This is a genomic window from Oceanobacillus arenosus (assembly GCF_003369575.1).
GTDB classification, from domain to species: domain Bacteria; phylum Bacillota; class Bacilli; order Bacillales; family Amphibacillaceae; genus Oceanobacillus; species Oceanobacillus arenosus.
Genome location: NZ_PIOC01000019.1, coordinates 46,208 through 70,689 on the forward strand (window position 1 = coordinate 46,208; position 24,482 = coordinate 70,689).

At 36.6% G+C, this 24,482-nt stretch carries 18 protein-coding genes and 1 pseudogene; 16 read left to right on the forward strand and 3 right to left on the reverse strand.

The features are described 5' to 3' along the window. Positions 1-5 precede the first annotated feature (5 nt). From pglX to CWR48_RS20465, 7 genes are all read left to right on the forward strand, one after another. Positions 6-3,557, forward strand: a complete 3,552-nt coding sequence (gene pglX / locus CWR48_RS13400) for a BREX-1 system adenine-specific DNA-methyltransferase PglX (protein WP_115773756.1) — start codon at positions 6-8, stop codon at positions 3,555-3,557. A 57-nt stretch (positions 3,558-3,614) separates the two neighbouring features. Beyond that, entirely contained in the window at positions 3,615-6,179 is a 2,565-nt protein-coding gene (gene pglZ / locus CWR48_RS13405) for a BREX-1 system phosphatase PglZ type A (protein ID WP_115773757.1), read from the forward strand. A gap of 183 nt (positions 6,180-6,362) precedes the next feature. Then, positions 6,363-6,557 (forward strand): DUF262 domain-containing protein, encoded by a 195-nt coding sequence (locus tag CWR48_RS21215; RefSeq protein WP_425453898.1) that lies wholly within the window; start codon positions 6,363-6,365, stop codon positions 6,555-6,557. After that, positions 6,550-7,113 carry a helix-turn-helix domain-containing protein gene (locus CWR48_RS13415; RefSeq protein WP_115773759.1) on the forward strand — a complete coding sequence of 188 codons (564 nt, stop codon included), beginning with the start codon at positions 6,550-6,552 and terminating at the stop codon, positions 7,111-7,113. Before CWR48_RS21215 ends, CWR48_RS13415 begins: the two co-directional genes overlap by 8 nt. Beyond that, positions 7,014-7,940, forward strand: a complete 927-nt coding sequence (locus tag CWR48_RS13420) for an IS3 family transposase (RefSeq protein ID WP_115773760.1) — start codon at positions 7,014-7,016, stop codon at positions 7,938-7,940. Before CWR48_RS13415 ends, CWR48_RS13420 begins: the two co-directional genes overlap by 100 nt. A gap of 175 nt (positions 7,941-8,115) precedes the next feature. Continuing rightward, positions 8,116-8,256: a hypothetical protein gene (locus CWR48_RS20460; protein ID WP_170140767.1), complete on the forward strand. Its 141-nt coding sequence runs from the start codon at positions 8,116-8,118 to the stop codon at positions 8,254-8,256. A 15-nt stretch (positions 8,257-8,271) separates the two neighbouring features. Continuing rightward, the gene (locus CWR48_RS20465) at positions 8,272-8,448 is read left to right on the forward strand and encodes a hypothetical protein (protein ID WP_170140768.1); all 177 of its coding nucleotides are present in this window, start codon (positions 8,272-8,274) and stop codon (positions 8,446-8,448) included. A 435-nt stretch (positions 8,449-8,883) separates the two neighbouring features. Here the strand turns inward: CWR48_RS20465 and CWR48_RS13425 are convergent, their stop codons facing one another. The 3 genes from CWR48_RS13425 to CWR48_RS13435 form a co-directional block, all read right to left on the reverse strand. Then, positions 8,884-9,618 carry an MBL fold metallo-hydrolase gene (locus CWR48_RS13425; protein WP_115773761.1) on the reverse strand — a complete coding sequence of 245 codons (735 nt, stop codon included), beginning with the start codon at positions 9,616-9,618 and terminating at the stop codon, positions 8,884-8,886. A 26-nt stretch (positions 9,619-9,644) separates the two neighbouring features. Further along, complete coding sequence (locus tag CWR48_RS13430; RefSeq protein ID WP_115773762.1) at positions 9,645-12,119, reverse strand: tetratricopeptide repeat protein; 2,475 nt, start codon at positions 12,117-12,119, stop codon at positions 9,645-9,647. A 416-nt stretch (positions 12,120-12,535) separates the two neighbouring features. After that, a complete protein-coding gene (locus CWR48_RS13435) occupies positions 12,536-13,405 on the reverse strand; it encodes a polysaccharide deacetylase family protein (RefSeq protein WP_115773763.1) in 870 nt (289 codons plus the stop codon). Between the two features lie 500 nt (positions 13,406-13,905). Between CWR48_RS13435 and CWR48_RS20845 the strand changes: the two are divergent. The 9 genes and pseudogenes from CWR48_RS20845 to CWR48_RS13480 all read left to right on the forward strand — a co-directional run. Beyond that, positions 13,906-14,223: pseudogene (locus CWR48_RS20845) on the forward strand (transposase); the annotation flags it as partial. A 577-nt stretch (positions 14,224-14,800) separates the two neighbouring features. Further along, the gene (locus CWR48_RS13445; protein ID WP_115773764.1) at positions 14,801-15,955 is read left to right on the forward strand and encodes an acyl-CoA dehydrogenase family protein; all 1,155 of its coding nucleotides are present in this window, start codon (positions 14,801-14,803) and stop codon (positions 15,953-15,955) included. Further along, entirely contained in the window at positions 15,952-17,031 is a 1,080-nt protein-coding gene (locus CWR48_RS13450; RefSeq protein ID WP_115773765.1) for an acyl-CoA dehydrogenase family protein, read from the forward strand. Before CWR48_RS13445 ends, CWR48_RS13450 begins: the two co-directional genes overlap by 4 nt. Before the next feature lie 17 nt (positions 17,032-17,048). Next, complete coding sequence (locus tag CWR48_RS13455) at positions 17,049-17,855, forward strand: enoyl-CoA hydratase/isomerase family protein (RefSeq protein WP_115773766.1); 807 nt, start codon at positions 17,049-17,051, stop codon at positions 17,853-17,855. 44 nt (positions 17,856-17,899) lie between these two features. Then, a complete protein-coding gene (locus CWR48_RS13460; protein WP_115773767.1) occupies positions 17,900-19,117 on the forward strand; it encodes a CaiB/BaiF CoA transferase family protein in 1,218 nt (405 codons plus the stop codon). 42 nt (positions 19,118-19,159) lie between these two features. Further along, positions 19,160-20,623 (forward strand): alpha-ketoglutaric semialdehyde dehydrogenase GucD, encoded by a 1,464-nt coding sequence (gucD, locus tag CWR48_RS13465; protein ID WP_115773768.1) that lies wholly within the window; start codon positions 19,160-19,162, stop codon positions 20,621-20,623. A 17-nt stretch (positions 20,624-20,640) separates the two neighbouring features. Further along, positions 20,641-21,420: an SDR family NAD(P)-dependent oxidoreductase gene (locus tag CWR48_RS13470; RefSeq protein WP_115773769.1), complete on the forward strand. Its 780-nt coding sequence runs from the start codon at positions 20,641-20,643 to the stop codon at positions 21,418-21,420. A 72-nt stretch (positions 21,421-21,492) separates the two neighbouring features. Next, the gene (locus CWR48_RS13475; RefSeq protein WP_115773770.1) at positions 21,493-22,509 is read left to right on the forward strand and encodes a TAXI family TRAP transporter solute-binding subunit; all 1,017 of its coding nucleotides are present in this window, start codon (positions 21,493-21,495) and stop codon (positions 22,507-22,509) included. A 104-nt stretch (positions 22,510-22,613) separates the two neighbouring features. Beyond that, positions 22,614-24,482, forward strand: a complete 1,869-nt coding sequence (locus CWR48_RS13480; protein ID WP_115773771.1) for a TRAP transporter permease — start codon at positions 22,614-22,616, stop codon at positions 24,480-24,482.

Below are 24,482 nucleotides of genomic sequence, written 5' to 3' on the forward strand. Positions count from 1 at the left end.
TACACATGAATAAAGGTGCCATCAAGAAGTTTGCCGTCACTGCCAGAAAAAAACTCATGGAAGCAGTGGCGCAAAAAGCGTTTGAATTAGGCATTACGAAAGATGTGATTAAGGAAGCTGAAATCTATCAAGACGGTTTCTTAATCAATCAAAAGTTTTATAAACGATATGAAATCAAGCAACGTGAAAAGCTCATTCGTGAAATCGAGATCAAAGGTTATGACCAGGTAATTGAAGAAGTAGCTTATACATGGTTTAACCGTTTTATTGCACTAAGGTTTATGGAAGTGAATGACTATTTACCAACTGGGGTTCGGATTTTCTCCTCGATTGAAGAAGGGAAAACAGAGCCAGATGCGTTGACAGAAGTGATGATGCTCGTTGATGAATTGGATCTCGATGAGCAAAAAGTGTATGAATTACAAGATGCCAATGATGATGAGGATTTGTTTAAATACATATTGATTAAGCAGTGTAATAAACTTGGTGAGATTATGCCGATGATGTTTGAAGAAATCGAGGATTACACTGAATTACTTCTTCCTAGCGGTTTATTAGCGGAATCATCTGTTATCGATGATATGGTGACGATGATTGAAGAAGCGGACTGGACAGAAGAGGTCGAAATTATCGGTTGGCTCTATCAATATTATATTTCTGAGAAGAAGGATCAGGTTTTTGCTGATTTGAAGAAAAATAAAAAGATTAGTAAGGAAAACATTCCAGCTGCAACCGAGCTATTTACACCAAAATGGATTGTGCAATACATGGTTGATAATTCTCTTGGTCGTTTATGGTTAGAGTCCCATCCCAATCCTACATTACAGGAAAAGCTTCCCTATTATTTGGAAGCTGCTGAACAGCCTGAAAGCGTTGTTGAACAGTTGAATACACTTAAGGATGCAAATTTGAAACCCGAATCGATCACGTTTTTAGATCCGTGCATGGGTTCTGGTCATATTCTTGTCTATGCATTTGAAGTATTCTATGACATGTATAAATCACAGGGGTACCGGGAACAAGATATTCCAAAGTTAATTATTGAAAAAAATCTGTACGGATTAGATATTGACCCACGTGCAGCGCAACTCGCTTATTTTTCGGTGATGATGAAAGCAAGAAGTTATCATTATGGCCTGTTTGATACACAAATAGCTACAAACTTATATTGGATAGAAGAAAGTAAACAAATTACCGAACAAGATGTGGATATATTTGTCGGAGATACGGAGTTAAGAAATGATTTAACCGTATTGCTAGATACATTTAGAGACGGTAAATTATTAGGTTCAATTATTGAAGTACCTGAGATTGATTTGCAGGCTTTAAAAGATCGAGTTTTTTCATTTAATGAAAATGAGATAGATGACATGTTTGCCATCGATTTTAAGGATAATACCTTGCCAATTATCGAACAGTTGATTGGGCAAGCGACTGTTCTTGCGAGAAAATATGATGTTGTTGTGACGAATCCCCCTTATATGGGTAATAGAGGGATGAATGCTGAACTCTCCTCATACGTGAAGAAAAACTATAAAAATTCTAGTGCGGATCTTTATGCTGTTTTCATGGAAGTTGCTAGTCAATCTGTAAAAAAACATGGATTCATTGGGTTAGTAAATCAACATTCATGGATGTTCATATCATCATATGAAAACTTAAGATATTCAATGCTAGAAAAAAATCAAATATTTTCAATGGCACACTTAGGTACTAGAGCATTTTCAGAAATCGGTGGCGAAGTTGTACAGACTACTTCATTTATAATGAGAGAGGGTAATATACCAAATTTTATAGCTACATTTGTACGTTTAACTGAAATTACTGATGCAGAGGAAAAAGCAAATAGATTTGGGGATAAAGAGATATATTATGAAAAATCTCAAGATGAATTTTCTGATATTCCGGGTTCACCAATAGCGTATTGGGCAAGTAATCAGGTGAGAAAGATATTTAAATCTAGTAATAAAATAGGGGAGGTAGCAGAACCAAGACAAGGTTTAGCTACAGCAAATAATGATCGTTTTATAAAATTATGGCATGAAATTGATATTAATAAAATTGGGTTTGGATTTAAAAGTAGAAAGGGGGCCGAAGATTCTAAGTTAAAGTGGTTTCCATATAATAAAGGTGGATCCTATAGAAAATGGTATGGGAATTTTGAATACATTGTGAATTGGGAAGATGATGGTTTTGAAATCAGAAATTTCGTTGATAATAAAGGAAAAGTTAGATCAAGACCCCAAAATACTGATTATTATTTTAAAGAGGGTCTCACTTGGTCATTTGTTAGCTCAACTAATTTAGGAGTTAGATATACTCCTGTTGGCTCTATTTTTGATGTGGGTGGATCAAGTTTATTTCCAAATAAAAATGACCTAGGTATATATTTAAGCTTTTTAGTAAGTAAAATTTCTGCTTATTTATTATCCTTTCTGAATCCTACTTTAAACTTTCAAGTAGGAAATATAGGTAGTTTACCTATACCAATACTAAATAATTGTAAAGGGAAAATTGACAAATTAGCACAAAATAACATTAATATTTCAAGATCCGATTGGGACTCATTCGAAACATCCTGGGATTTCCAAACACACCCATTCATTGAGTTCAAACAAGATTCAACCAAGTTATCCGAAGCCTATACAAACTGGCAAATCGAAGCAGACGGGCGCTTCCGAACATTAAAACTAAACGAAGAAGAATTGAACCGAATCTTTATTGACCTCTACGGCCTGCAAGATGAACTAACGCCAGAAGTGGAAGACAAAGATGTTACAGTTAGGCGCGCAGATCAAGTTCGAGACGTGAAATCTTTCCTCACCTATGCTGTCGGTCTCATGCTCGGTCGCTATTCATTAGATGAAGCCGGACTTGCATTTGCAGGTGGAGAATTCAATTTAAATAAATACAAAACCTTTACCCCTGATGCAGATAATGTGATTCCAATTGCCGATGATGTCTATTTTGAAGATGATATTGTCTATCGATTTATTGACATAATGAAAACAATCTGTGGACAGGATAGTTTAGAAGAAAATTTGGATTTCATTGCTGGTACACTCACCAGAAGAGCAAATGAAACATCGAGACAACGGATCCGCCGTTATTTCTTAAAGGAATTTTATAAAGATCATGTGCAAATGTATCAAAAACGGCCGATTTATTGGTTATTTGATAGCGGCAAACAGGATGGGTTTAAAGCGCTCATTTACTTGCATCGTTATGAACCTGGACTGGTGGCAAGGGTCCGAACGGAATATTTACATGCACAACAAAGAAAATATGAAGAAGAAATGGGACGTCTGGATATTTTATTGGAATCAGATGTCTCTAAGCAAGAGCAAACAAAAGCGAAAAAACAAAAAGAAACATTACAGAAACAATTATTGGAATGCCAAAGCTATGATCAAGTTATTGCCCATGTAGCTAATCAAAAGATTGACTTAGATTTAGATGATGGTGTAAAGGTGAACTATGCGAAATTTCAAAACGTTGAAATCCCATTAGGCGAAGGTAGAAAGCCACTAAAAGCAAACGTTTTGGCAAAAATATAAAAGACTTTAATGGAGGTAGAGAATTTTTTCTACCTCCATTATAAAGGGTGTGAGGGTATGAAATTAGGAGAAGTTCATCGTGTATTAAAAGATATTTTTAATAAAGAACTAACAAATGGTAGAAAGCGCCATATCGTCTTCTGGTATGACGAGGACGGGGAATTTACAGAGGATATTGATGACATACAGCTAGAAAATGTTCGGAAATGGCAAGTAACAGAAAACAATTTATTCGCAACAAAATATGAACTGGAAAAAAACGACCCGACGTCACATTTCCTTATCTATGCAAATAGGTCTAGACCACTTCCACGTGAAGATTGGCTATATGATCAGTTTAAATTAGGCTATGAATTTGCCACTGACAAAACAACCGTCACGATGAGAGAGTTAGGGATTACAGATGATGCGTTAAGGGAAACATTTAAAGGCTATAAAACATTCTTTAATAATAAAGCACGTTTCCAAGCATTTCGTAAGTTCGATATGATGTCTCATTCGGAGGAAGCGATTGATTTAACGGTGTTAGCTGTATTATGTAAAAGTCCTACTAATAATATGGATGACATCGTGAAAACATTATTTCAGAAATTTAAAGAAAATGGCAATACGGTGATGGAAAATATCAGCAAGTATGGAAATGAAGTAACGTTTTGGGAGCTCGTCGAAAAATACTATGGCTATACAGAAACGGATAAATCATTACAATCGCTGTTGACCTTCTTTATTCTTACATATCTCTTTGAACAAAATCAATCCATAACCTTTCCTGAAAACTGGAAGAATTGCGTTAGCAACAGACCTACTAATGTTGTTGTTTTTATGGATCAATGGATGAACCATAGAGAAGACCGGGAACTATACAATGACTTAGCGGATCAAGTTGCGGAAGGCTTACGAGTAAATGACTTTATCGATCATTGGGATGTGAACGATCTAGTGGAAATGGATGCGTTTCGAATCTTTGATAAGAAGATCATTCAATTTTTAGTCGAGCAATTGATGGGTGATTTAAGTCATTTTGATTATTATTCAGAACTTATATTAACTAGAAGAAGGCTGCACTGGTATCCAGAATTTAAACAGGAATATGAGGCAATTTATCAGGCAGTCCAACTGATACGTAAGTTACATGAGATGGATTATTTCATTCCAGAGCAATCAACGAATCAAATGTTTGAAAGCTATGCCAATGATTATTATGTAATAGATACAGCATATCGGAAATTTTACATTGCATATGACCAAATAGAAATAAACAATCGTCTCCATCCACTACGGGAAAAACTGGAGAAACTTTATACAAACCGTTTTGTTGAAGAATTAGCAATCAAATGGTCCCAGAGTTTGGAAAGGTCAAATGATTCTACTTGGCCGATTGCTGGTATTCCGCAGCAGAAAGATTTTTATTTGGATTGGATCAAGGCCTATCAAAATCAAGAGGAACGTGTATTTGTCATTATTTCTGATGCACTACGCTATGAAATTGCGAAAGAATTAATGGACGTTTTAAATAACGAAAGAAAGGCATCCACAACTATTACCGCTATCCAAGGGATCTTGCCCTCCTTTACAGCACTAGGAATGGCATCTCTTTTACCGTATAAACAGATGGAATATACGGATGATGCCAGTGTAGTCATAGATGGAACGAACACAGCGGGCAAAGAGAATCGTCAGCAAATTCTAGCTCAAACGGTTGGTGATTCATTAGCTATTCATTATCAGGATATTGTGGGAATGAACCGAGCAACATTACGGGAAACCGTTCATGGTAAAAGGATTGTCTACATCTATCATAATACGATTGATGCACGTGGCGATAATGCTGCAACTGAGATGGAAGTCTTTGATGCTGCTGAAGATGCAATAAATGATATTCGGCTGTTAGTCAATCGTTTTGTTACGGACATAAGTGCTTCGAACATCTTAATTACGGCAGATCACGGATTTTTGTACCAACGAAACCCATTAGATAACAGTCAAAAACTACCGAATAAAGCAGAGGAATCCGTCATCACGAAACGAAGGTTTTCACTATCAGAGAAACCGCGAAATATGGAAGGGACGTTAACCTACCCAATGGATTATCTTCTTACACAAGACAAGCAGTTATTTGTGACCGTTCCTAAAGGGGTAAATCGCTTTGCCGTTCAAGGAGCAGGTGCTAATTATGTACATGGCGGGGCAATGCTTCAAGAGATTGTTGTACCAGTCATTACATTTAAGAATGACCGGAGTAAATCATCAGCAAATCAGGTGAAAAGGGTGGATTTGAAGTTAACGACACCTACAAGGAAAATTACCAATACAATAACTTACTTGGAATTTTTCCAAACGGAGAAAGTAGAAGATAAGCGCCTTCCTAGACGCTTTACCTTATATTTTGTAGATGAAGATGGTGTTCATGTATCAAATGAGAACATCATCATTGCAGATAACAGATCATCACAGGCAGGAGAACGTACAACGCGTGAAAAATTTGTCTTTAAATCGATGATGTATGATAAGCGGAAAACGTATTATCTCGTTATGAAAGATAATGAGGACGGAGCAGTGTATGAGCGGTATGCGTTCACGATTGATATTGTTTATTTGGATGGATTTGGGGGGGAGAGGTAATTAGAACCTTGTTAGATATTTCTTTGAGGAATTGCCTTGCACTTTGTGAAATCGTATTAAGCTCAATTAGTACTTATGAAATTAAGTCAACTTTCAAATGACAGGTTAGAATGTACTTAATAGATTGCTTAACTTAATATTCGAGGTGATATTTTGTCTAATTACAATGTAAACAATAGTACAGTGAGTATACTACTAGGTTGGATTGAGGAAGATATAGTTGCAATTCCAGAAATTCAACGCCCTTTTGTTTGGAAATCTTCAAAAGTTAGAGATCTTTTGGATTCTCTCTATAAAGAAAGACCGTGGGGACAGGTTTGTGGTGCACCCCAAAAGTTGGAGTATAAATTTAACTTTTGGGGTGTTTATTATGTCTAAAAAATATAGTGATAGTTTAAAACTAAAGGTAGTTAAAGAGTATCAAGAAGGATATTTAGGAATTAGACCTTTAGCTAAGAAGTATGGTATAACATCAAAATCAGTGGTTGGAAGATGGGTAAGATTATATGAGGAGTTTGGTGAGAAAGGATTAATGAAAAAGAGCCATAAGGAAACTTATACTGTTCAATTCAAGCTGGATGTATTAAGCTTTATGGAGAGAACAGGTTCTTCAGAAATGGAAACAGCCCTTCAATTTGGGCTCACAAATCCTCCTATAATTTCTTCGTGGAAGAAAATTTTTCTGGATGGTGGAGCTGAAGCCCTGAGTAAACCGAAAGGACGGCCTCCTATGTCTGATAAAGCTAAGAACAACAGAAAAAAACATACAGATGTTACAGGAATGACGCACGAACAACTGGAAAGAGAAAACGAGCTTCTTCGTTTAGAGGTAGAATACCTAAAAAAGTTGCGAGCTTTTCAGATGGATCCGGAGGGTTATCTCGAAAAGCACAAGCAGCGTTATCATTCGAACTCAAAAAAGAATTCAAATTAAAAGATGTTTTACACATAGTCGGTATCCCTGAATCCTCTTTCTATTATCACATAAAAATGATGAAGAATGAGAATCAAGATCAGGAACTAGAAGAGCTTATCCAATCCATTTTCGATGAAAATAACGGAAATTATGGATACCGTCGTATTCATCTAGAATTGGGAAACCGTGGATATAAAGTGAATCATAAGAAAGTTCAACGTATCATGAAGAAATTAGGACTTAAATCCAATAGGTTCTGGAGAAAAACACGTAAGTATAGTTCGTACAAAGGTACTGTTGGAAAAGTAGCGAAAAACCGCATTAATCGCCGATTTCACACAAATGTACCGCATCAAAAGTTAACAACAGATATCACAGAATTTAAATGTACTGACGGACTAAAATTATATCTAAATCCAATAATGGATATGTTTAACGGTGAAATTCTTTCGTTCGGGATAAGTAAGCGTCCAAATTTAAAACTTGTGATGGAACCTTTAAATGAAGCTCTAGGAATCGTAAAAGGCTCTAAGTATCGAACAACAATTCACTCGGATCAAGGCTGGCATTATCAACACAAAAAATGGGTAAAGACCCTAAAGAAAAACAAAGTTTTCCAAAGTATGTCACGAAAAGGAAACTGTCTAGATAATTCGCCCATGGAGAACTTCTTTGGATTATTAAAGCAAGAGATGTATTATGGAAAAGCACGGTGTTCATATGAAGAATTGAAAGAGAAAATTGAAGCATATATCGATTATTATAATAACAAGCGTATCAAGCAAAAATTGGCAGGTATGAGTCCAGTTCAATACCGCATTCACACCAACCAATTAGCTGCATAATATAAAACTCTAACTTTTGATGTCCCCATTAGTTTTTAGATTAACTACGGGACGATGAACCTGTCCCAGTGGATCCCCGTGGATCTGTTAGTGCAATTCAGGCTTTTATTATTAAAGTGGGGAAAAAAGAAGCAGGAAGGGTTTTTACTAAAACTGTAACAAGTAAAATAAAAGCATGGGGGCACCGAAGTTAGCTTCATATATTGGAGTTGCAGTAGCATTTGCTCTTGAATATGCAGATGTGGGAGGGCAAATTGCAAAACAGATTGATAAACGCGATAAAAGGCCAAATGATGGATGGTTAGATCTTTATTAAATAAGGGTGGTAAAAATGAGAATATTACTTACAGCTATTTGGACCTTCATAGTTCTTTATGCAATGGAATTATTGGAAGTAACTAAGGATATTTATCACTTATCTATTGCTTTACTAATAGCATTTGGAGGAGCAATGTTGATTTTTTATTTGTTTAAGGTTAAAGAACAAAAAAAAGAAATAAAACGATAAAGAACAATTAGTGAAGAATTTACTTATGCGAACTAAGTGAACGTTTTATGTCACCATACGGTAATTCTTACATCATGTATGAAAAAAATATACAGCGAATATACTATGCTTATTTGTTAAATATACTATATATATACCTCTGAAAGCTATTTAAATAATCTGAGAGGTTTTTTTGTTTTATACATTAAATAATGCGTTTTACAAAACAAAAACTGTCACTTTCGCCGGTAAATTGCGTATATTTTAAGAGCTATTTTGCATCTTCAACTTTAAAACCCAGCTATCTTCATGAGAAGATAAGCTGGGTTTCTTAACTATAGTGCAAGTTATCGCGCTTAAAGTAAGTGTAAAATAACTCCTAAAGTTATACAGGTTCCCTGTCCCAATTAGTTTTTGGTTAACTAAGGAACGATAAACCTGTCCCTGTGGACCTGCTTAAACTTTGAGATTCTCAGCTTCCATTGCCAAATATACTTCTCCTCCAAACACTTCACTTGCCTCACGTTTCATTAAATCGAAATCTCCGTCCGATGGAAGATGTGTTAAAACGACTTTGCCTACATTTGCTTTTTTTGCAATGAGGGCAGCTTCTTTTGCGTCCATGTGTCCAGTTCCAACCGTATGGGTACTTCCTTCACAAATGGTAGCTTCACATATAAAAATATCTGCATCCTTTGCAAAATCCACTAATGACTCGATATATTCTGTATCAGCTGAATAAACGAATATTTTATCATTGTAAGTAAACTTCACTGCATAGCAAGGGATCGTATGATTTACATGATGAAATTCGATTTGTACTCCTGCGATTTCTAATGTTTTTTCTTGTTCTATTGGAATATTGATCGATTGTGCACTTTGAATTTGTTCCCACATATTGATCGGTTCAGCAGGGGAGTATATTTTTATCTTGTCAGCTGCTCGTCCTGTTCGTAATGCGCCATTCATCGCATATTGCAAGACACCAATATCCGCCATATGATCGTAATGTAAATGGGACAAAATAACGCCAGATAGTTCCTCGGCTTTTGAAATTAATGATAACTTGCTCATCACGCCACTGCCGCAGTCTAAGAGGATACGTCCTTCATCTGTCGTAATCAAGTAGCCCGCAGTAGCTCCACCCCTTGTTGGGTAGCCGCCCCAATATCCTAAAATATCTATTTCCATCTTTCATTCTCCTCTCAATCTTAGCTTTATAAAAACGGCAAGGCAAGAATACCCATTTCGCCTCTAGTTGTTCGACCAATAAATTCCTGTTCTCTTCGGTAATGAAGAACGTTTGCCAATTCAAGCCATTTTTCCATTGGATCTATGGATTCTATCTCGGCGCCTTGTAACCTGCACCTTTCAAGGCCAATAGCGCCAACAATCAAGCCCCATTTTAGATTAATGCTACGGTATATTGTTATAGCTTCCTGCCATTTTTCTGCTGCTTTTTCGTATTCTCCCTTTTGAAAATACATTTCTGCATAGGACCCATGGATATGGCCAATCCATCCTTTAATTCCAACCCGTTTAATCATTTCCATTCCTTTTTCTAACAGTTCCTCGCTTAGAGGATAATTATTTCCCATACGGTAAAGGTCTGCAAGTGTTACAACTAAAATCGCACCGTATCGCTCATAACCATTTTCTTTTGCAATACGAATTCCTTTTTCGCAAAATTCCTTTGCCCATTTTATATGCCCATTTATCTTTAGAATATCAACATATTTCCTTAGAGCGCGGCAATAATAGTTCATTTGATTGTTCTCTTCCGCATAACGAATTGCCTTTACTAGCCATCTCCTGCTGAAAGTCACTTTCCCAGATAAAACACCTAAGTTTCCGCCAAGCATAAAGATCAACTCATTGTACTCTTTTGGCCAGTTTTTTTTAGCAAGAATAGGCTCTATTTCCAATAGTTCTTGAATAAGCGGATCAACAGGATGTGAAAACATTTGATGATGGATTTTTCGAATGAATAGGTGACAAGCTTGTTGTGATTCTAAAATTTGTTCCGTATCCGATCCTTCAAACAGCTCATCAATCATCGCAATGGCTTGTTCATACTCTCCATTTAAATGCACCATATCAATTAAAATCTGCATAAGAGAGATTCCCAAACCTTTTGCACCTAGCTCTCTATATAATTCGGATAATGTTTCTCTTAGGAAACGTGATTCTCCGCGAAGTTGCAACTTCTTCAATGTTGGAAGCATCTCTCCTGATAACCAATCGATAAATTGCCTTTGCGTTAGATAGGATTTTTGATGATAGATTCGTTCACGTAACGTTTCGATTTCTTTTTCCTGATCCATTTCAAGTTCTTCATATGCAAATTTTCCCGCATAGTAGTCGGCCAATGTTTTATGTACACTTTTTATTAAATCTTTACTCGAGTAATCTAATATTCCTTGACGCATAAGTGCATGAATGAATCGTTTATCAGATTCACTTGTGATAAATGAAAACTTATTAAAATCATCATACTTTGTTACCGCATATCCTGTTGGATGTTCGGTAAGTAAATGTTGAAAAAGGTCTTTATTATAAAATCGAGCGATAGACATGATTTTTAATGTTTCAATCTCTTGATCCGATAAATATTGCAAGAATCGATCAAGAATCTCTCGGTGATTAGAGCCAAATCGGCTCGAGTCTAACTGCTCACCACGATTTTTCATCTCAAAATAAGTATCCACGGATAAATCAAGATGGTATGGATAACCGCCACTTGATGTAATCATTTTATGACGTATCGCTTCTTCTTCGATACCGCAATGTTCGAGAAACTGGGAAGCATGCTTGTCATCAAAATTGTTTATCATCTGATGTTTAATAATCTTCTTCCAGTCGGAATCATATTTTTCCCATTCTAAATACTCACGACCACAAATGACAAACAAAATATTGGGTGAAGATCCAATCAAATCCCGGACCCATTTATCTTTTGTGTGAACCACTGCTTTATTGCTTAATCCTGACCATAATGCTTCAAACGTATCTAAAAATATAACTGTATTAGGAATCTGATGCTTATTGATTGCCTTTTGTAGATCAAAAGCAAAAAATGCAACAAGCTGTTCTTCAATTTCTTGAACAGAAACATTTTCCAATTCCTTTAAATACACTTTTACTTCTTTATCCAAATTCCAGTTTTTCTTTGTTTCATACACCTTTCCAACAATCCCTGAAACGATTCCTGCCATTCCAAGACCATCAAGTTGTCCAATAATGTCTGCCACGATTCCTAATTCCTTTTCAAATGGAAGCTTCTTCTCATTAAAGGATATATCCGGATTTCGCTTGTAAAAATAAATAGAATAAGCAATTTCGAAATGAGGGAATTGGATACGATGCTTATAGCTGACTTCTCTTACAAGCTCGAGAAGTGCCCTAGGTGGTGAATGTAATGCTGTATCTTTAAAATCAACGGTAGAATATAGTGCGTTCGGCTCAAGTTCCAATAGATCCTTTTTTAATTGGTTCTGTAAGCTTGTTTTCCCTATTCCACCAACACCGTAATACATGATGGCATCAAAATCCTCATCAGTTATACCTCTCATTTTGATATCTTTAATTGTATCTGAAAATACTGTTCTTGGTCCTTCACGATTTGTAAATTTCTTTGAGGCAATATATTGCTGGGATTTACGTCCAATCTGGAATTTAGGTTGAATTGCCATATAGAACCTCTCCTTTAATATCATTGTATTAATTATATCGGAAGTTCCTGTGGTTTGGTGAACTCCAACTAATAAATCTACAATTACTTATCAATCCATTCAGTACCATTTGCGAAAGATTATCTTAAGAAAGTAGAATAGTATATAAAGCGGGACACAGGGTTAGGTTCACTTTCCTTATTATAAGCGACTAACTGCATGTCTTTAAGGGAACTAGCCTTTTAATACATAAGTCCAATAGGCTCGGACATAATTGTACACCGTTTGTTGGTACATCCCATCCTACCGGCGATTTCTGCGTATAAACCTTTAATTTAATTTTTATATATAGGGTACATTTTTAGATAGAAGGTAGACCATTTTTGGATTGGAAATTTGATAAAACCAGTAATAAAAAGAAATAGAAGAGATACCTTCTATTTCTTAAATGGAATATTCAACAATTCTGGAACTGTGACAAACTCGTAGCCTTGCTCTTGCAGTGCCGGGATAATTTGGCGAAGCGATTCGATTGTATTGGTTCGATCTCCACCCGATTCTGCCCCATCGTGCATGAGAATAATCGCTTCTTGATGAATATTGTCTAATACATTCGAAGCAATAACTTCCGGCGGGTCTTCCTGCCAATCCAACGAATCAACTGACCAGGCAATTACGTAATAATTCATTTCGCCAAGCTTTTCGACTAATTCATTGTATAAGAAGCCATATGGTGGTCTAAATAATTTTGTCCGGTAACCAATAATGTCGTTAAGGGCATCTTCCGTTCTGGTTACTTCCCGCTCTAAGGTTTTGAGGTCGGATTCTTCGACAAGGTTAGGATGGGAGTACGTATGGTTTCCGATTACATGCCCCTCGTTTTGAACTCGCTTGACAATTTTAGGATTAGCAACGGCTCTTGAACCTAACATGAAGAATGTTGCTTTTACATTGTACTGGTTTAATACATCTAATACATCATTTGTAAAACGTGGGTCAGGACCATCATCAAAAGTTAAAGCAACTCGTTTTTGATCAGTGGGACCTTGTAAGAAAAATATATCTGGATACCGTTGTTGTAAAACTCTCAGGTCAACAGGCTGCTGACGTTCCCGCTCGGGATTTTCAGATCCTCCTTTAAGGTCAGGAATATCTGCTTCTGGATCATCTCGTATGTCCTCTTTCGACAATTGCCGCGATACATTTACCAAGGTTTCTTCATTCGCATAAACAGTCATGACATCTGTTATATGAAAACAAAATAAAAACCCGGCAACCAATAACCACTTGAATATTCGATCTTTCATCCATTCATCTCCTTTTTTTATTAATACCCGTTTAACAGGGACTATTTATTATCAACATTGTTATTTTTGATGAAAGAGGATTATTTATTCAAAAAGAAGGAAAATAGTTTCCATTTTCCTGAATTATTATTGAGTATTGCAATCTAACTGAAATATGAGTAAATTTAAGTCATTTTCCAGTAAACCTAATTAAATCGTGATAGGTTACTTACTCGTTCGAGGCGGTACTCACATTATTGCCTATGCGAAAGTACTCGAAATAGCTACGGGGGTAGAGGTGTGTTAGAGGTTTTTACTTCGCTCCTTCCTTTTTTTCTCTTAAATTACCACGGTGAAGCGTATCAAAGCGTATCACAAGTAAGTTAAGGGGATTTTAGTTAGATAACCGAAATACAACAATGTATCTACTTAGGGGATAGAAATTGAGATACCTCCAAATAATAGGTCGTAATTTTTTGCTAACTTATTTTTGCATTTCATTGAATTTCAAATATTTCTAGCTGATCAAACAAATCTATCGCAATCGAAATAATCGAGAATACTGTATGGAAAAAGGAATCCGTCTTAGCGGACCTGTCCTTGGTCGACCATCAAAAAAAGCCAAATTCTAGGAAGGCAAACGCCGCTATGGGATGGGACTTATTTCGACGTGCCTTCAACAAACAAGTGAAACGGTAATTACCCTACAAAACATCGTAATGAACACGGAGCGCAAATTGCGCCTCCTTTTTTGGAACTTTTTTGACTTGCCATTTATATCACTCACTCATAAAACGAATTCGGGCTGTTTGGTGAATTGTTCAGTGGCCCCTAAATAGATTTAAAAAAAATTATATTGAAAAAGTAATAATTCAATTTCTGCGGTCTTTAATTAAGGATTATCCTATGCCGATATGAGAAAGTTAAATATTGGTTACCGTTTTGCTATACTTAAATATTTCATTTAAAAAAACGTATTTTGGCAAACGCTGATTATTTATACATCTCCAGAGAGGATTGGGAATAAAAGCTTTGAAAGAATTATTAACGTATGCAACTATCACTAATATAATGTTTGATTCATTAGAGAAAAAAGGTATTCCTGTGATACAAGAGATTGCAAAGAATTTTAATAACAGGGACTTATAGAATAAAAAGCATGTAGGGAAGCTTCTCTACATGCTTTTTTGTAATTATAAGCATCAACAAATCATGACACCATAACTAACCGTATTATTTATATGATCAGACCATTTTTTATCAACTTTGAATGCAAAGGATTTTTTATAAATATCATCAAAATATAAATATTCAGAAAATACCTATTGATTTTTCTGGTTGGATGATTTAGTATAATATACATGAAATACCTTTTAGCGATATTAAACACCGTTTAACGGTAGTGGAGGTAAATAAATGAATAAGTTAGAATTACCTATTTTCGATTTTACAGAAGAGCAAAAAGTTTTTCGAAATGAAGTTAGATCGTTTTTACAAGAAGAGAAAGAAAAGGGGACATTTGAGTCAAAGTGTGATTCTTGGTTGAGTGGTTATGATCCAGCTTTTTCTGAGAAATTAGGACAAAAAGGTTGGATTGGGATGACATGGCCGAAAGAATACGGTGGTACTGAAAGAAGTGCTATAGAACGGTATATTGTCATAGAAGAATTGCTAGCGATTGGAGCTCCGGTTGCAGCGCATTGGTTTGCTGATAGACAAACAGGTCCATTGTTTCTTCGTTTTGGAACGGAAAAACAAAAACAAGAATTCCTACCGAAGATTGTAAAAGGAAAATGCTATTTCTCTATTGGACTGAGTGAGCCGAATTCAGGTTCTGATTTAGCTTCTATCAGTACAAGGGCTGAAAAAGTAGAAGGTGGATGGATTTTAAATGGTGCAAAGACATGGACAAGTGGTGCGCATCAATCCCATTACTTGGTTGTGCTATGTAGGACAGAAAAAAAAGATCCGAAAAATCGACATAAAGGGATGAGTCAATTGCTAGTAGATATTTCTAGTCCTGGTGTAACCGTTCGACCAATTAAATTCCTAACAGGCGAAGAACATTTCAATGAAGTATTTTTTGAAAACGTTTACATAACAGAAGGGAATCTAATTGGTACAGAAGGAAATGGATGGGAACAAAGTATGGCTGAATTAGCTTATGAAAGAAGCGGCCCAGAACGAATCCTAAGTACATTTCCATTGCTAGAAGAATTGGTCCGTTTATTAAAAGAAAACAAGGACACGGATCGACTAAAAGAAGCGATGAAATTAGTTACGAGTTTAATTAGTTTACGACTTATGTCATTAGGTGTTGCCAAGTACTTAGAAGAAGGAAAGGACGTTGGAATTAGTGCTGCACTCGTAAAAGATTTAGGTACCAAGTTTGAGAGGAATGTTGCGGAAATTGCAAGATTACTTGTTTCAAGCGTCCCTTCCGTGGAATCAGACATAGAAATTGAAAGGTATTTAGCGCAGTCAATTTTACATGCGCCAGGTTTCACACTAAGAGGAGGAACAAACGAGATATTACGAGGAATCGTAGCGAAGGGAATGGTTGCCGGATGAGTGAAATGCACGAACTAATCATTGATTCTACAACAAAAATCTTAAAGGATAAATGTACAAAAGAACTTGTCGATACTGTTGAAAAAGGTGTTTGGCCAGAAGATTTATGGAATGTACTCGTTGAATCGGGGATTACTACCATTGCTGTACCAGACTCTATTGGTGGTACTGGCGGAGATTATATCGATGCCTTTCATATTTTAAGATTAGCTGGAAAGTTTTCCCTACCTCTCCCATTAGCTGAAACACTCATAACAAACTGGCTGTTAGCAGACCAAGGAGAAAGCCCGCTATTCGAACCTCTAACTTTCTCAATGAAAGACAATACATTGGAAATAGAACAGGTAGAAGAGGCTTATCTAGTAAATGGAACGATAGAAAATGTACCTTGGGGAAGATTTGCAAATAAAATTTTGGTTATTGGTCAAATGAATAACCAAAATACAATGGCTTTATTGCCTTTAGAAAAAGCAGAAATCCAACAAAGTTCTAATTTGGCTGGAGAGCCGATGGATACAGTTATTTTTGACCAGGTAAAGATGGATTTGGATAATACCTATCAAATCGATAAAGATCAGATTATGAAGAAAACAATGTTGCTAGGTGCATTAGCAAAAGCAGTAATGATGAGTGGCGCATTAGAAAAAGCTTTAGACCTAAGCATCCAGTACGCCAAAGAAAGAGAACAGTTTGGTAGACCACTATTTAAACTTCAAGTAATTCAACAGTATATCGCTACAATTGCTGGAGAAACGGTAGCTTCATTAACCATTAGTAATAAAGCAATCAGTGCATTTGAACAAGGATCCTATGAGGAGGAAGTTGCTAATGCAAAATTAAAAGTAAATGAGTCTGCTGGCATTGTCAGTGAGATTGCCCATCAAGTACATGGTGCGATTGGGGTAACACATGAACATCAACTTCACCAATTAACAAGACGACTTTGGTCATGGAGAGAGGACTTTGGAGATGAAAATCATTGGGCGGAGCAATTGGCAAATCGTGTACTAAATAATTGTTCTCAAAGTCTATGGGAATTCATTACGAGAAGTGAGCAAAAGGAACCTGTAAAATAAGGAGGATAAAGGATCAAATGTCTGATTTACTTTTTACTGTTGAAAATAAGGTAGCTAAAATTACTTTAAATCGTCCAGAAAGTTTAAATGCGTTTAGTGGAGAAATGGTTGAAAATTGGATAAAAGCACTGGAGACCATTCGAGATTCTGATGATATTCGGGCTGTGTTGGTTTCAGGGAATGGTAGAGCTTTTTGTTCTGGTGGCGATATAAAGGAAATGATTGCAGGGAATGGATTCTATAAAAGCAAAAACGATATTTCAAGTTCAGGGCTTTCTAGAAAGAATTCCTTGTGGAAGAAAATACAAAGAATTCCATTATTATTAGAGGAAATCGATCAACCGGTCATTGCAAAAGTACATGGGCTTGCATTTGGTGCGGGGCTAGATATGGCTTTAATGTGTGATATCCGTATCGTAGCAGAGGGTACAAAGTTATCCGAAAGTTATGTGAAGGTAGGGCTAGTTCCAGGAGATGGTGCTGCATACTACTTGCCGCGATTAGTCGGAGTAGATAAAGCATTGGATATGCTTTGGACAGGAAAAGTGGTTGAAGCAGAAGAGGCAAAAGGAATGGGATTAGTTACATTTGTTGTGCCGGAAGAAGAGCTTGATTCCTTTACTGATCAATATTTAGAAAAACTAGTTACGGGTCCACAGCAAGCCATTCGATTAACGAAAAGAGCCCTATATCAAAGTAGAAATATGAGTTTACGTTCTTCTTTAGATATGATTTCTTCCTCCATGGGCTTGGTGACAGAGTTAGAGGATTATCAAATTGGAGTACAGGCAGTGAAAGATAAAACAAAGGCAAATTTTCAGTGATTTTAATATGGAAGATGTTTTAGTAGATTGGAGTGATGGTTGTAATGAAACAACCTTTAGATGGTATTAGAGTACTCGATTTATCTCGTGTTTATGCTGCTCCAGCAGGAACAATGCTTTTAGGGGATCTCGGAGCAGATGTCATTCGAGTGGAGCCACCACAAGGATCCGATAGCATGAGGGAGTGGGGGCCTTTTGTAAATGGTGAGAGTACTTATTATTTTTCAGCAAATCGTAATAAGCGCTCTATTACTTTAAATTTAAAGAAAGAAAAGGGAAAAGATACATTTTTAGATTTAGTGAAGCAATCAGATATTATAGTAGAAAATTTTAAAACAGGCACATTGGAACGATTAGGTTTGAGCTATGATTATCTAGCGTCGATTAATAATCGAATCATCATGTGCTCTGTTACAGGGTTTGGACACACTGGTCCATATAAAAGTGACCCTGGATTTGATCCTGTTATTCAAGCTATGAGTGGATTGATGGATGTAACTGGTCCAAAGGATGGAGAGGCAACCAAAGTAGGTGTTCCAATCTCGGATATATTAACGTCAAACTATGTAACCATTTCTATTTTAGCCGCACTTCGAATGAGAGATTTAACAAATAAGGGTCAGCATATCGACCTATCGTTATTAGATATTCAAGTTAGTAGCCTAGCGAATGTTTCAAGTAGTTATTTGAATGCTGGCACGATATCAAAACGATTAGGCAATAGTCATAATAACGTTACGCCGTACCAGGTATTTGAAACGAGGGACTATCCGATTATGTTATGTGCGGGTAGTAATGGGCTTTTCCAAAAGTTATGTGATGTACTTGGTCATCCCGAATGGAAAGCCGATCCAAAATATTGTACAAATGACCGACGGAAAGAGAATGAGGAAGAGTTAGTTAACAAGTTGCAAGCCATCTTGATGATGAAAACCGTGGATGAATGGATAAGTTTATTGCAGAATGCCAAGATTCCAGCTGGTAAGGTGAATTCCGTAGAACAAGCATTTGATGACGCTCAAGTACAAGCAAGAGATGCTGTGGAAGTTCTTAAACATCCATTTGTAGGTGAAGTAAAAGTAACGAAAAATCCAATGAGATTTTCGGATTTGAATATTACAAGTAGATATGCCCCGCCATTACTAGGTGAACATACAGATGAGGTGCTATCAAGTGTACTTGGTTTAAGCGATGCGGAGATTGAAGAATTGAAGAAGACGGGTATCATTGCTTCTTTTAAAGGAGAAATTACTCCGTTCTAAAATAACAGAATTTTTATTTAAAAATAGAAAGGGGTTATGAAATTGACTGTAAAAACAGACTTGAAAACCTACTACAATTTAATTGATGGGAGTTGGATTCCATCAAGCGATGAAAAGGTGAAGGAAATTACAAATCCAGCAGATGCGGTCCAAGTAGTAGGTAGAGTACCGTCTTCTACTATTGAAAATGTAAATCAAGCAGTTCAAGCTGCAAAGAAGGCACTCGTAACTTGGAGAGAAATATCTCCAATGAAGCGTGGAGAATTCTTGAGAAAAGCGGCAGATATTTTAGAAAGTAGAGCAGATGATATTGCTCGTACACTAACACTAGAGATGGGGAAAACCTTAAAGGATGCAAAAGGTGAAACATTAAGAGCGGTAGATGTGCTTCGCTACTTTGCAGCGGAAGGCACGAGAGAGCTAGGGTCCGTTATTCCATCCAGTCAACAAGGGGTAATGCTATATACTAAACGAGTTCCAATCGGTGTAGTTGGGCTAATTACGCCATGGAATTTTCCAATCGCTATTCCAGCTTGGAAAACCGCACCTGCATTAGTATATGGGAATACCGTTGTTTTAAAAGCTGCATCTGAAACGTCGATTACAGCGATTAAATTTGTAGAATGCTTAAAAGATGCTGGAATACCTGCAGGTGTTATCAACATTGTTAATGGTAGTGGGTCTGTAATAGGAAATGCATTGTGTGACCATCCAGACGTGAACGCGATTAGTTTTACTGGTTCTAATGAAGTTGGTAATATAATTTCGGAAAAAACAAATAAACGCGGTGCAAAATGTCAGCTTGAAATGGGAGGAAAAAACCCAGTTATTGTAACAGAAAACGCTGACTTGGATCTAGCTGCGGAATTAACGGTAAATGGTAGCATGAATTCCACAGGGCAAAAATGTACTGCAACAAGTAGGGCAATTGTTGTAAGTTCTGTTTATGATGAATTTAAATACAAAGTACTAGAGAAGGTAAATGCTATTACAGTTGGTAACGGGTTAGAAGATAACTTTATGGGACCAATTGTTTCTGAAAAACAGTTAAATCATGTATTAACAATGATTGAGAAAGGAAAAGAAGAAGGAGCTAGTTTAATAGCTGGTGGTAAAAGAATAAATGATGCAAAACATGAAAATGGATATTTTATTGAGCCGACTGTATTTGAAAAAGTAAATAATCAAATGACAATCGCACAAGAAGAAATCTTTGGACCAGTACTTGCTCTAATTAAAACAGACTCACTAGAGGAAGCAGTGGCTATAGCGAATGATGTGAAATATGGATTGAGCTCTTCCCTATTTACTAAAGACTTAAAAGAGGCATTCCATTTTGTAGACAAAATTGAGGCTGGAATGGTTCGAGTGAATGGGGAAAGTACTGGGGTTGAATATCAGGCTCCATTTGGAGGAATGAAGGCCTCCAGTTCGCATTCGAGAGAACAGGGAAAAGCAGCAATGGAATTTTTCACATCCATTAAAACTATAACAATTAATCCATAAGTAAAGGGTGAAAGGAAATGAATCTAGAACTGGAAGGAAAAACAGCCATTATTACTGGTGGAAGTAAGGGGATTGGTTTTGCAACAGCAATGCGCCTTGCGAGAGAAGGGGCTAATGTGGCCATCTTTGCGAGAAATGAAGATGACCTAAGAAATGCAGCTAATCAAATAAAGGAGGCTACAGGAAAAGATGTTTTCTATCAATCTAGAGATGTTTCTAAGAAAGAAGAATGTACTCGTTTAGTTGAAGAAACTGCTAATCATTTTGGTGGAGTTGATATCTTGGTTAACAACGCTGGCACATCAAGGGCGCTTCCCTTTGAAGAAATTGAAGGAGATTCTTTTGAAGAAGATTTAAATTTGAAGCTATTTGCTGCTATAAATTGTTCTCAAGCAGCTCTACCTTATATGAAGGGAAATGATGGGTCCATCATTAATGTGACTGCTTCCATGGCGAAAACCCCGCCCGAGGCATCCATGCCAACATCTGTTTCGCGTGCAGCGGGGATAGCTTTCACGAAAGCATTAAGCAAAGATTTAGGAAAATATAATATTCGAGTTAACACCGTTTGTATTGGTTTAATACGGAGTGCACAAATTGAAAGAAAGTGGAAAAGGATGCATTCAGAACTTTCTTGGGATGAATTTTCATCTCTTAAAAAACACGGCATTCCTCTTGGAAGAATTGGAGAAGCGGAAGAAGCGGCAAATGTAATCGCATTTTTATCCTCCAATGCAGCTTCCTATATTTCTGGTACTGCTATCAATATTGATGGAGGAAAGGCTCAAGCGCTATAAAACAGAGATAAGTAAGTAGAATACTAATTTTAGTTGACGGAATATTAAAAATTCAAGGAGTGAAATATAATTATGACAAAGAAATTTAAGCGTTTTTTAAGTGTTCTTTTTATAGTAGGTATTGCTCTAGTTATTGCTGCTTGCGGTTCTAGTAGTACATCTTCAGAAGGAGAAAGTGGAAAGAGTAGTGGTGGAAATGGTGAACAAATCTTTGTTAGTATTGGTACTTCAAGTGCTTCAGGTACTTTCCATATAATTGGAGGAGCATTAGCGGATATATGGACTGAAGAACTTGAAAATGTTACAGCAACAGCACGTACCGCTCCTGGATCATCTGCTGAAAACGTACCGATGTTACAGGAACAACAAATTGAAGTAGCTACTTTAACTTCAGAGCAAGCGCACTTTGGTTATCGTGGTGGTGAACTCTATGATGAACGCTTTGAAGGGTTACGGGCAATAAGTGGTGGACATATTGGAGAATTGCAAATTATCGCGAATGCAGATAATGGAATTGAATCAATAGCAGATTTAGAAGGTAAAAGAATTGGTAAAGGGGCACCAGGGAGTACGTCAGAATCGATGGCATATTTAGTAATGGAAGCATATGGAATTGAGGATTGGACACCAGTAGATGGAAGCAATGCGGACGACTTTAATAACCTACGTGATGGAAACGTGGATGCAGTATTTTCACCACTAGGTGCACCAACACCAGGTATTATGGAATTGGATGCTGTAATGAATCTGAATTTCCTTCCAATTGATGATGATAAAGCGGAAGCAATTGTAAAAGATAGACCATACTTCTTTAAAGCGACAGTAGATGCTGGAGCTTATAATTCATTAGAAGAAGATTATAATACCATTGCATATGGTACAGTGATTGCAACAAGTGCAGACATGGATGAAGATTTAATCTATGATTTATCCAAACTTCTTTACGAATCAACTGATCGTCTGGCAGGGATCCATGCACAAGGAAGCTTTTATAGTTTAGAAAATGCAACGACAGGGGTTACGATCCCTTACCATAAGGGGGCAGCTAAATATTTGGAAGAACAAGGGATTGAAGTGGAATCCGAATGAATTCTATAAAACTAACTATGTATGTAAAATATGGATTGAAAGAATAAATAAATGTATAATTCCTTCACTTCGAAATACTCAATAAAATTTGCGGAGGTGGACAAATGAAAAAAATCATATTAATTGTTGCCGTGTTAATGAGTATGTTCCACATGTATACAGCCTTTTTTGGAGTGTTTCCAGGAATGCAACAGTCGGCCATTCACTTATTCTTTGCATTGACACTTTTATACACAATGACCTGGGAAAATAATGTAGGAAAAAAATGGTGGTACCATTCCTACAAAATTGTACTCTTAGTATTAGCGATTTCTTCTGGTTTGTATATCGTTATTGTTGATATGTTTAGAACTGGAAGCATAACCTCTGTTAGCCCAATGGATATGTTTTTTGGATTGATTATGATTCTGATTGTATTAGATGCGACCAGGGTAAAAATGGGCTGGGCACTTCCTATTATTGCTGGTGTGGGTATTATTTATACAATGGTAGGTCCATATCTTGGAGGTATCTTTGCTCATCGTGGATTTTCCCTTGAACAGATGGTCCAACAGTTTTATTTATATACAGAAGGAATATATGGTACTCCATTAATGATTGCAGGAAGCTATGTCATTATATTCCTCATTTTAGGGGCATTTTTAGAAGTCTCTGGTGGAGGGAAATTTTATATTGATCTAGCAAATTCGATCTTCGGAAGATTTAGAGGTGGACCAGCTAAAATTGCAGTTATAGCCAGTGCTTTATTTGGAAGTATTAATGGAACAGCAGTGGCAAACGTTGTGAGTACGGGTAACCTAACAATCCCTCTGATGAAAAAAGTGGGTTATCCTTCACATAAAGCGGGTGCAATTGAATCAGTTGCATCCTCTGGTGGGCAAATTATGCCACCTGTAATGGGCGCCTCTGTGTTTATCATGGCACAGATGATTGGGCGACCTTACGTGGAAATAATGCTTGCTGCAGCTATCCCAGCCATATTGTATTTCTTAGCAGTTTACTTGAATGTAGATATAGAGTCAGTAAAAGAACAAGTCAAGAAAATACCTAGGAGTGAAACACCTAGATTAATGGGGGTTCTAAAAGACGGGTGGATACACTTTATTCCTATCCTAGTACTTCTCTACTTCTTGATGATTCAGCAATCTTCCCCAATGAGATCTGCATTTTGGAGTATTGTTGCTGTTTTTGTAGTTACTGTAATTAGAAAGAAAACAAGAATGAGTCTAAAGCAAATTATAAAAGGTTTAGAGGATGGGGCAAAGAGTTCCGTTGTTGTAGCTTTGGCTACAGCTACTGCAGGTATAATTATTGGAGTGTTTAATTTAACAGGACTTGGTTCCAATCTATCTAGAATCATTGTTCAACTTTCTGATGGAAGCTTACTTGTATTATTATTATTAACTATGGTTTCCTCTATAATTTTAGGAATGGGACTCCCTACAGTTGCAGCTTATTTAATCCTTGCAATAACTGTTGCCCCAGCGCTGATTATGATGGGACTTGAACCAATAGTAGCTCATTTATTTGTATTCTATTTTGGAATTCTTTCTGCATTTACCCCACCAGTAGCAATTGCGGCATACGCGGCTAGTGGTATTGCGAAAGCAGATCCAATTAAAATAGCTATAACGGCTTGTAAATATGGTTTAGCAGGATTTGTCATCCCTTATCTATTTGTATATTCAAATGGATTACTACTTATTGGAAGTGCATGGGATATTATATTTAGTGTTTTTGTTGCTATTTTTGCAATTTTTGGTCTAGTTGTATTTACTCAAGGTTTTTTTGTCAAAAAAGTTGCATGGCTTTTTAGAATCGTTGCTGGTTTGTCGACCGTACTAATGGCTTGGCCACTGGTTCTACTTAAATTAATTGGTTTAGGTCTTCTTGTGGCAGTTTTTCTCATCGAATGGATTTCGAATAAAAAGATGCAACAGGTAGCTTTTGAGAAAGAGAGTATTAGTGGTTAA

What these genes read in the sequence shown, in the direction of transcription:
- CWR48_RS13445 (WP_115773764.1), top strand. Translation starts at nt 14,801, where the DNA reads ATGAATAAGTTAGAATTACCTATTTTCGATTTTACAGAAGAGCAAAAA.
- CWR48_RS13425 (WP_115773761.1), bottom strand. Translation starts at nt 9,618, where the DNA reads ATGGAAATAGATATTTTAGGATATTGGGGCGGCTACCCAACAAGGGGT.
- CWR48_RS13415 (WP_115773759.1), top strand. Translation starts at nt 6,550, where the DNA reads ATGTCTAAAAAATATAGTGATAGTTTAAAACTAAAGGTAGTTAAAGAG.
- CWR48_RS13480 (WP_115773771.1), top strand. Translation starts at nt 22,614, where the DNA reads ATGAAAAAAATCATATTAATTGTTGCCGTGTTAATGAGTATGTTCCAC.
- pglX (WP_115773756.1), top strand. Translation starts at nt 6, where the DNA reads ATGAATAAAGGTGCCATCAAGAAGTTTGCCGTCACTGCCAGAAAAAAA.
- CWR48_RS13470 (WP_115773769.1), top strand. Translation starts at nt 20,641, where the DNA reads ATGAATCTAGAACTGGAAGGAAAAACAGCCATTATTACTGGTGGAAGT.
- CWR48_RS20465 (WP_170140768.1), top strand. Translation starts at nt 8,272, where the DNA reads ATGAGAATATTACTTACAGCTATTTGGACCTTCATAGTTCTTTATGCA.
- CWR48_RS13450 (WP_115773765.1), top strand. Translation starts at nt 15,952, where the DNA reads ATGAGTGAAATGCACGAACTAATCATTGATTCTACAACAAAAATCTTA.
- pglZ (WP_115773757.1), top strand. Translation starts at nt 3,615, where the DNA reads ATGAAATTAGGAGAAGTTCATCGTGTATTAAAAGATATTTTTAATAAA.
- CWR48_RS13460 (WP_115773767.1), top strand. Translation starts at nt 17,900, where the DNA reads ATGAAACAACCTTTAGATGGTATTAGAGTACTCGATTTATCTCGTGTT.
- CWR48_RS13435 (WP_115773763.1), bottom strand. Translation starts at nt 13,405, where the DNA reads ATGAAAGATCGAATATTCAAGTGGTTATTGGTTGCCGGGTTTTTATTT.
- CWR48_RS13430 (WP_115773762.1), bottom strand. Translation starts at nt 12,119, where the DNA reads ATGGCAATTCAACCTAAATTCCAGATTGGACGTAAATCCCAGCAATAT.
- CWR48_RS13475 (WP_115773770.1), top strand. Translation starts at nt 21,493, where the DNA reads ATGACAAAGAAATTTAAGCGTTTTTTAAGTGTTCTTTTTATAGTAGGT.
- CWR48_RS20460 (WP_170140767.1), top strand. Translation starts at nt 8,116, where the DNA reads ATGGGGGCACCGAAGTTAGCTTCATATATTGGAGTTGCAGTAGCATTT.
- CWR48_RS13455 (WP_115773766.1), top strand. Translation starts at nt 17,049, where the DNA reads ATGTCTGATTTACTTTTTACTGTTGAAAATAAGGTAGCTAAAATTACT.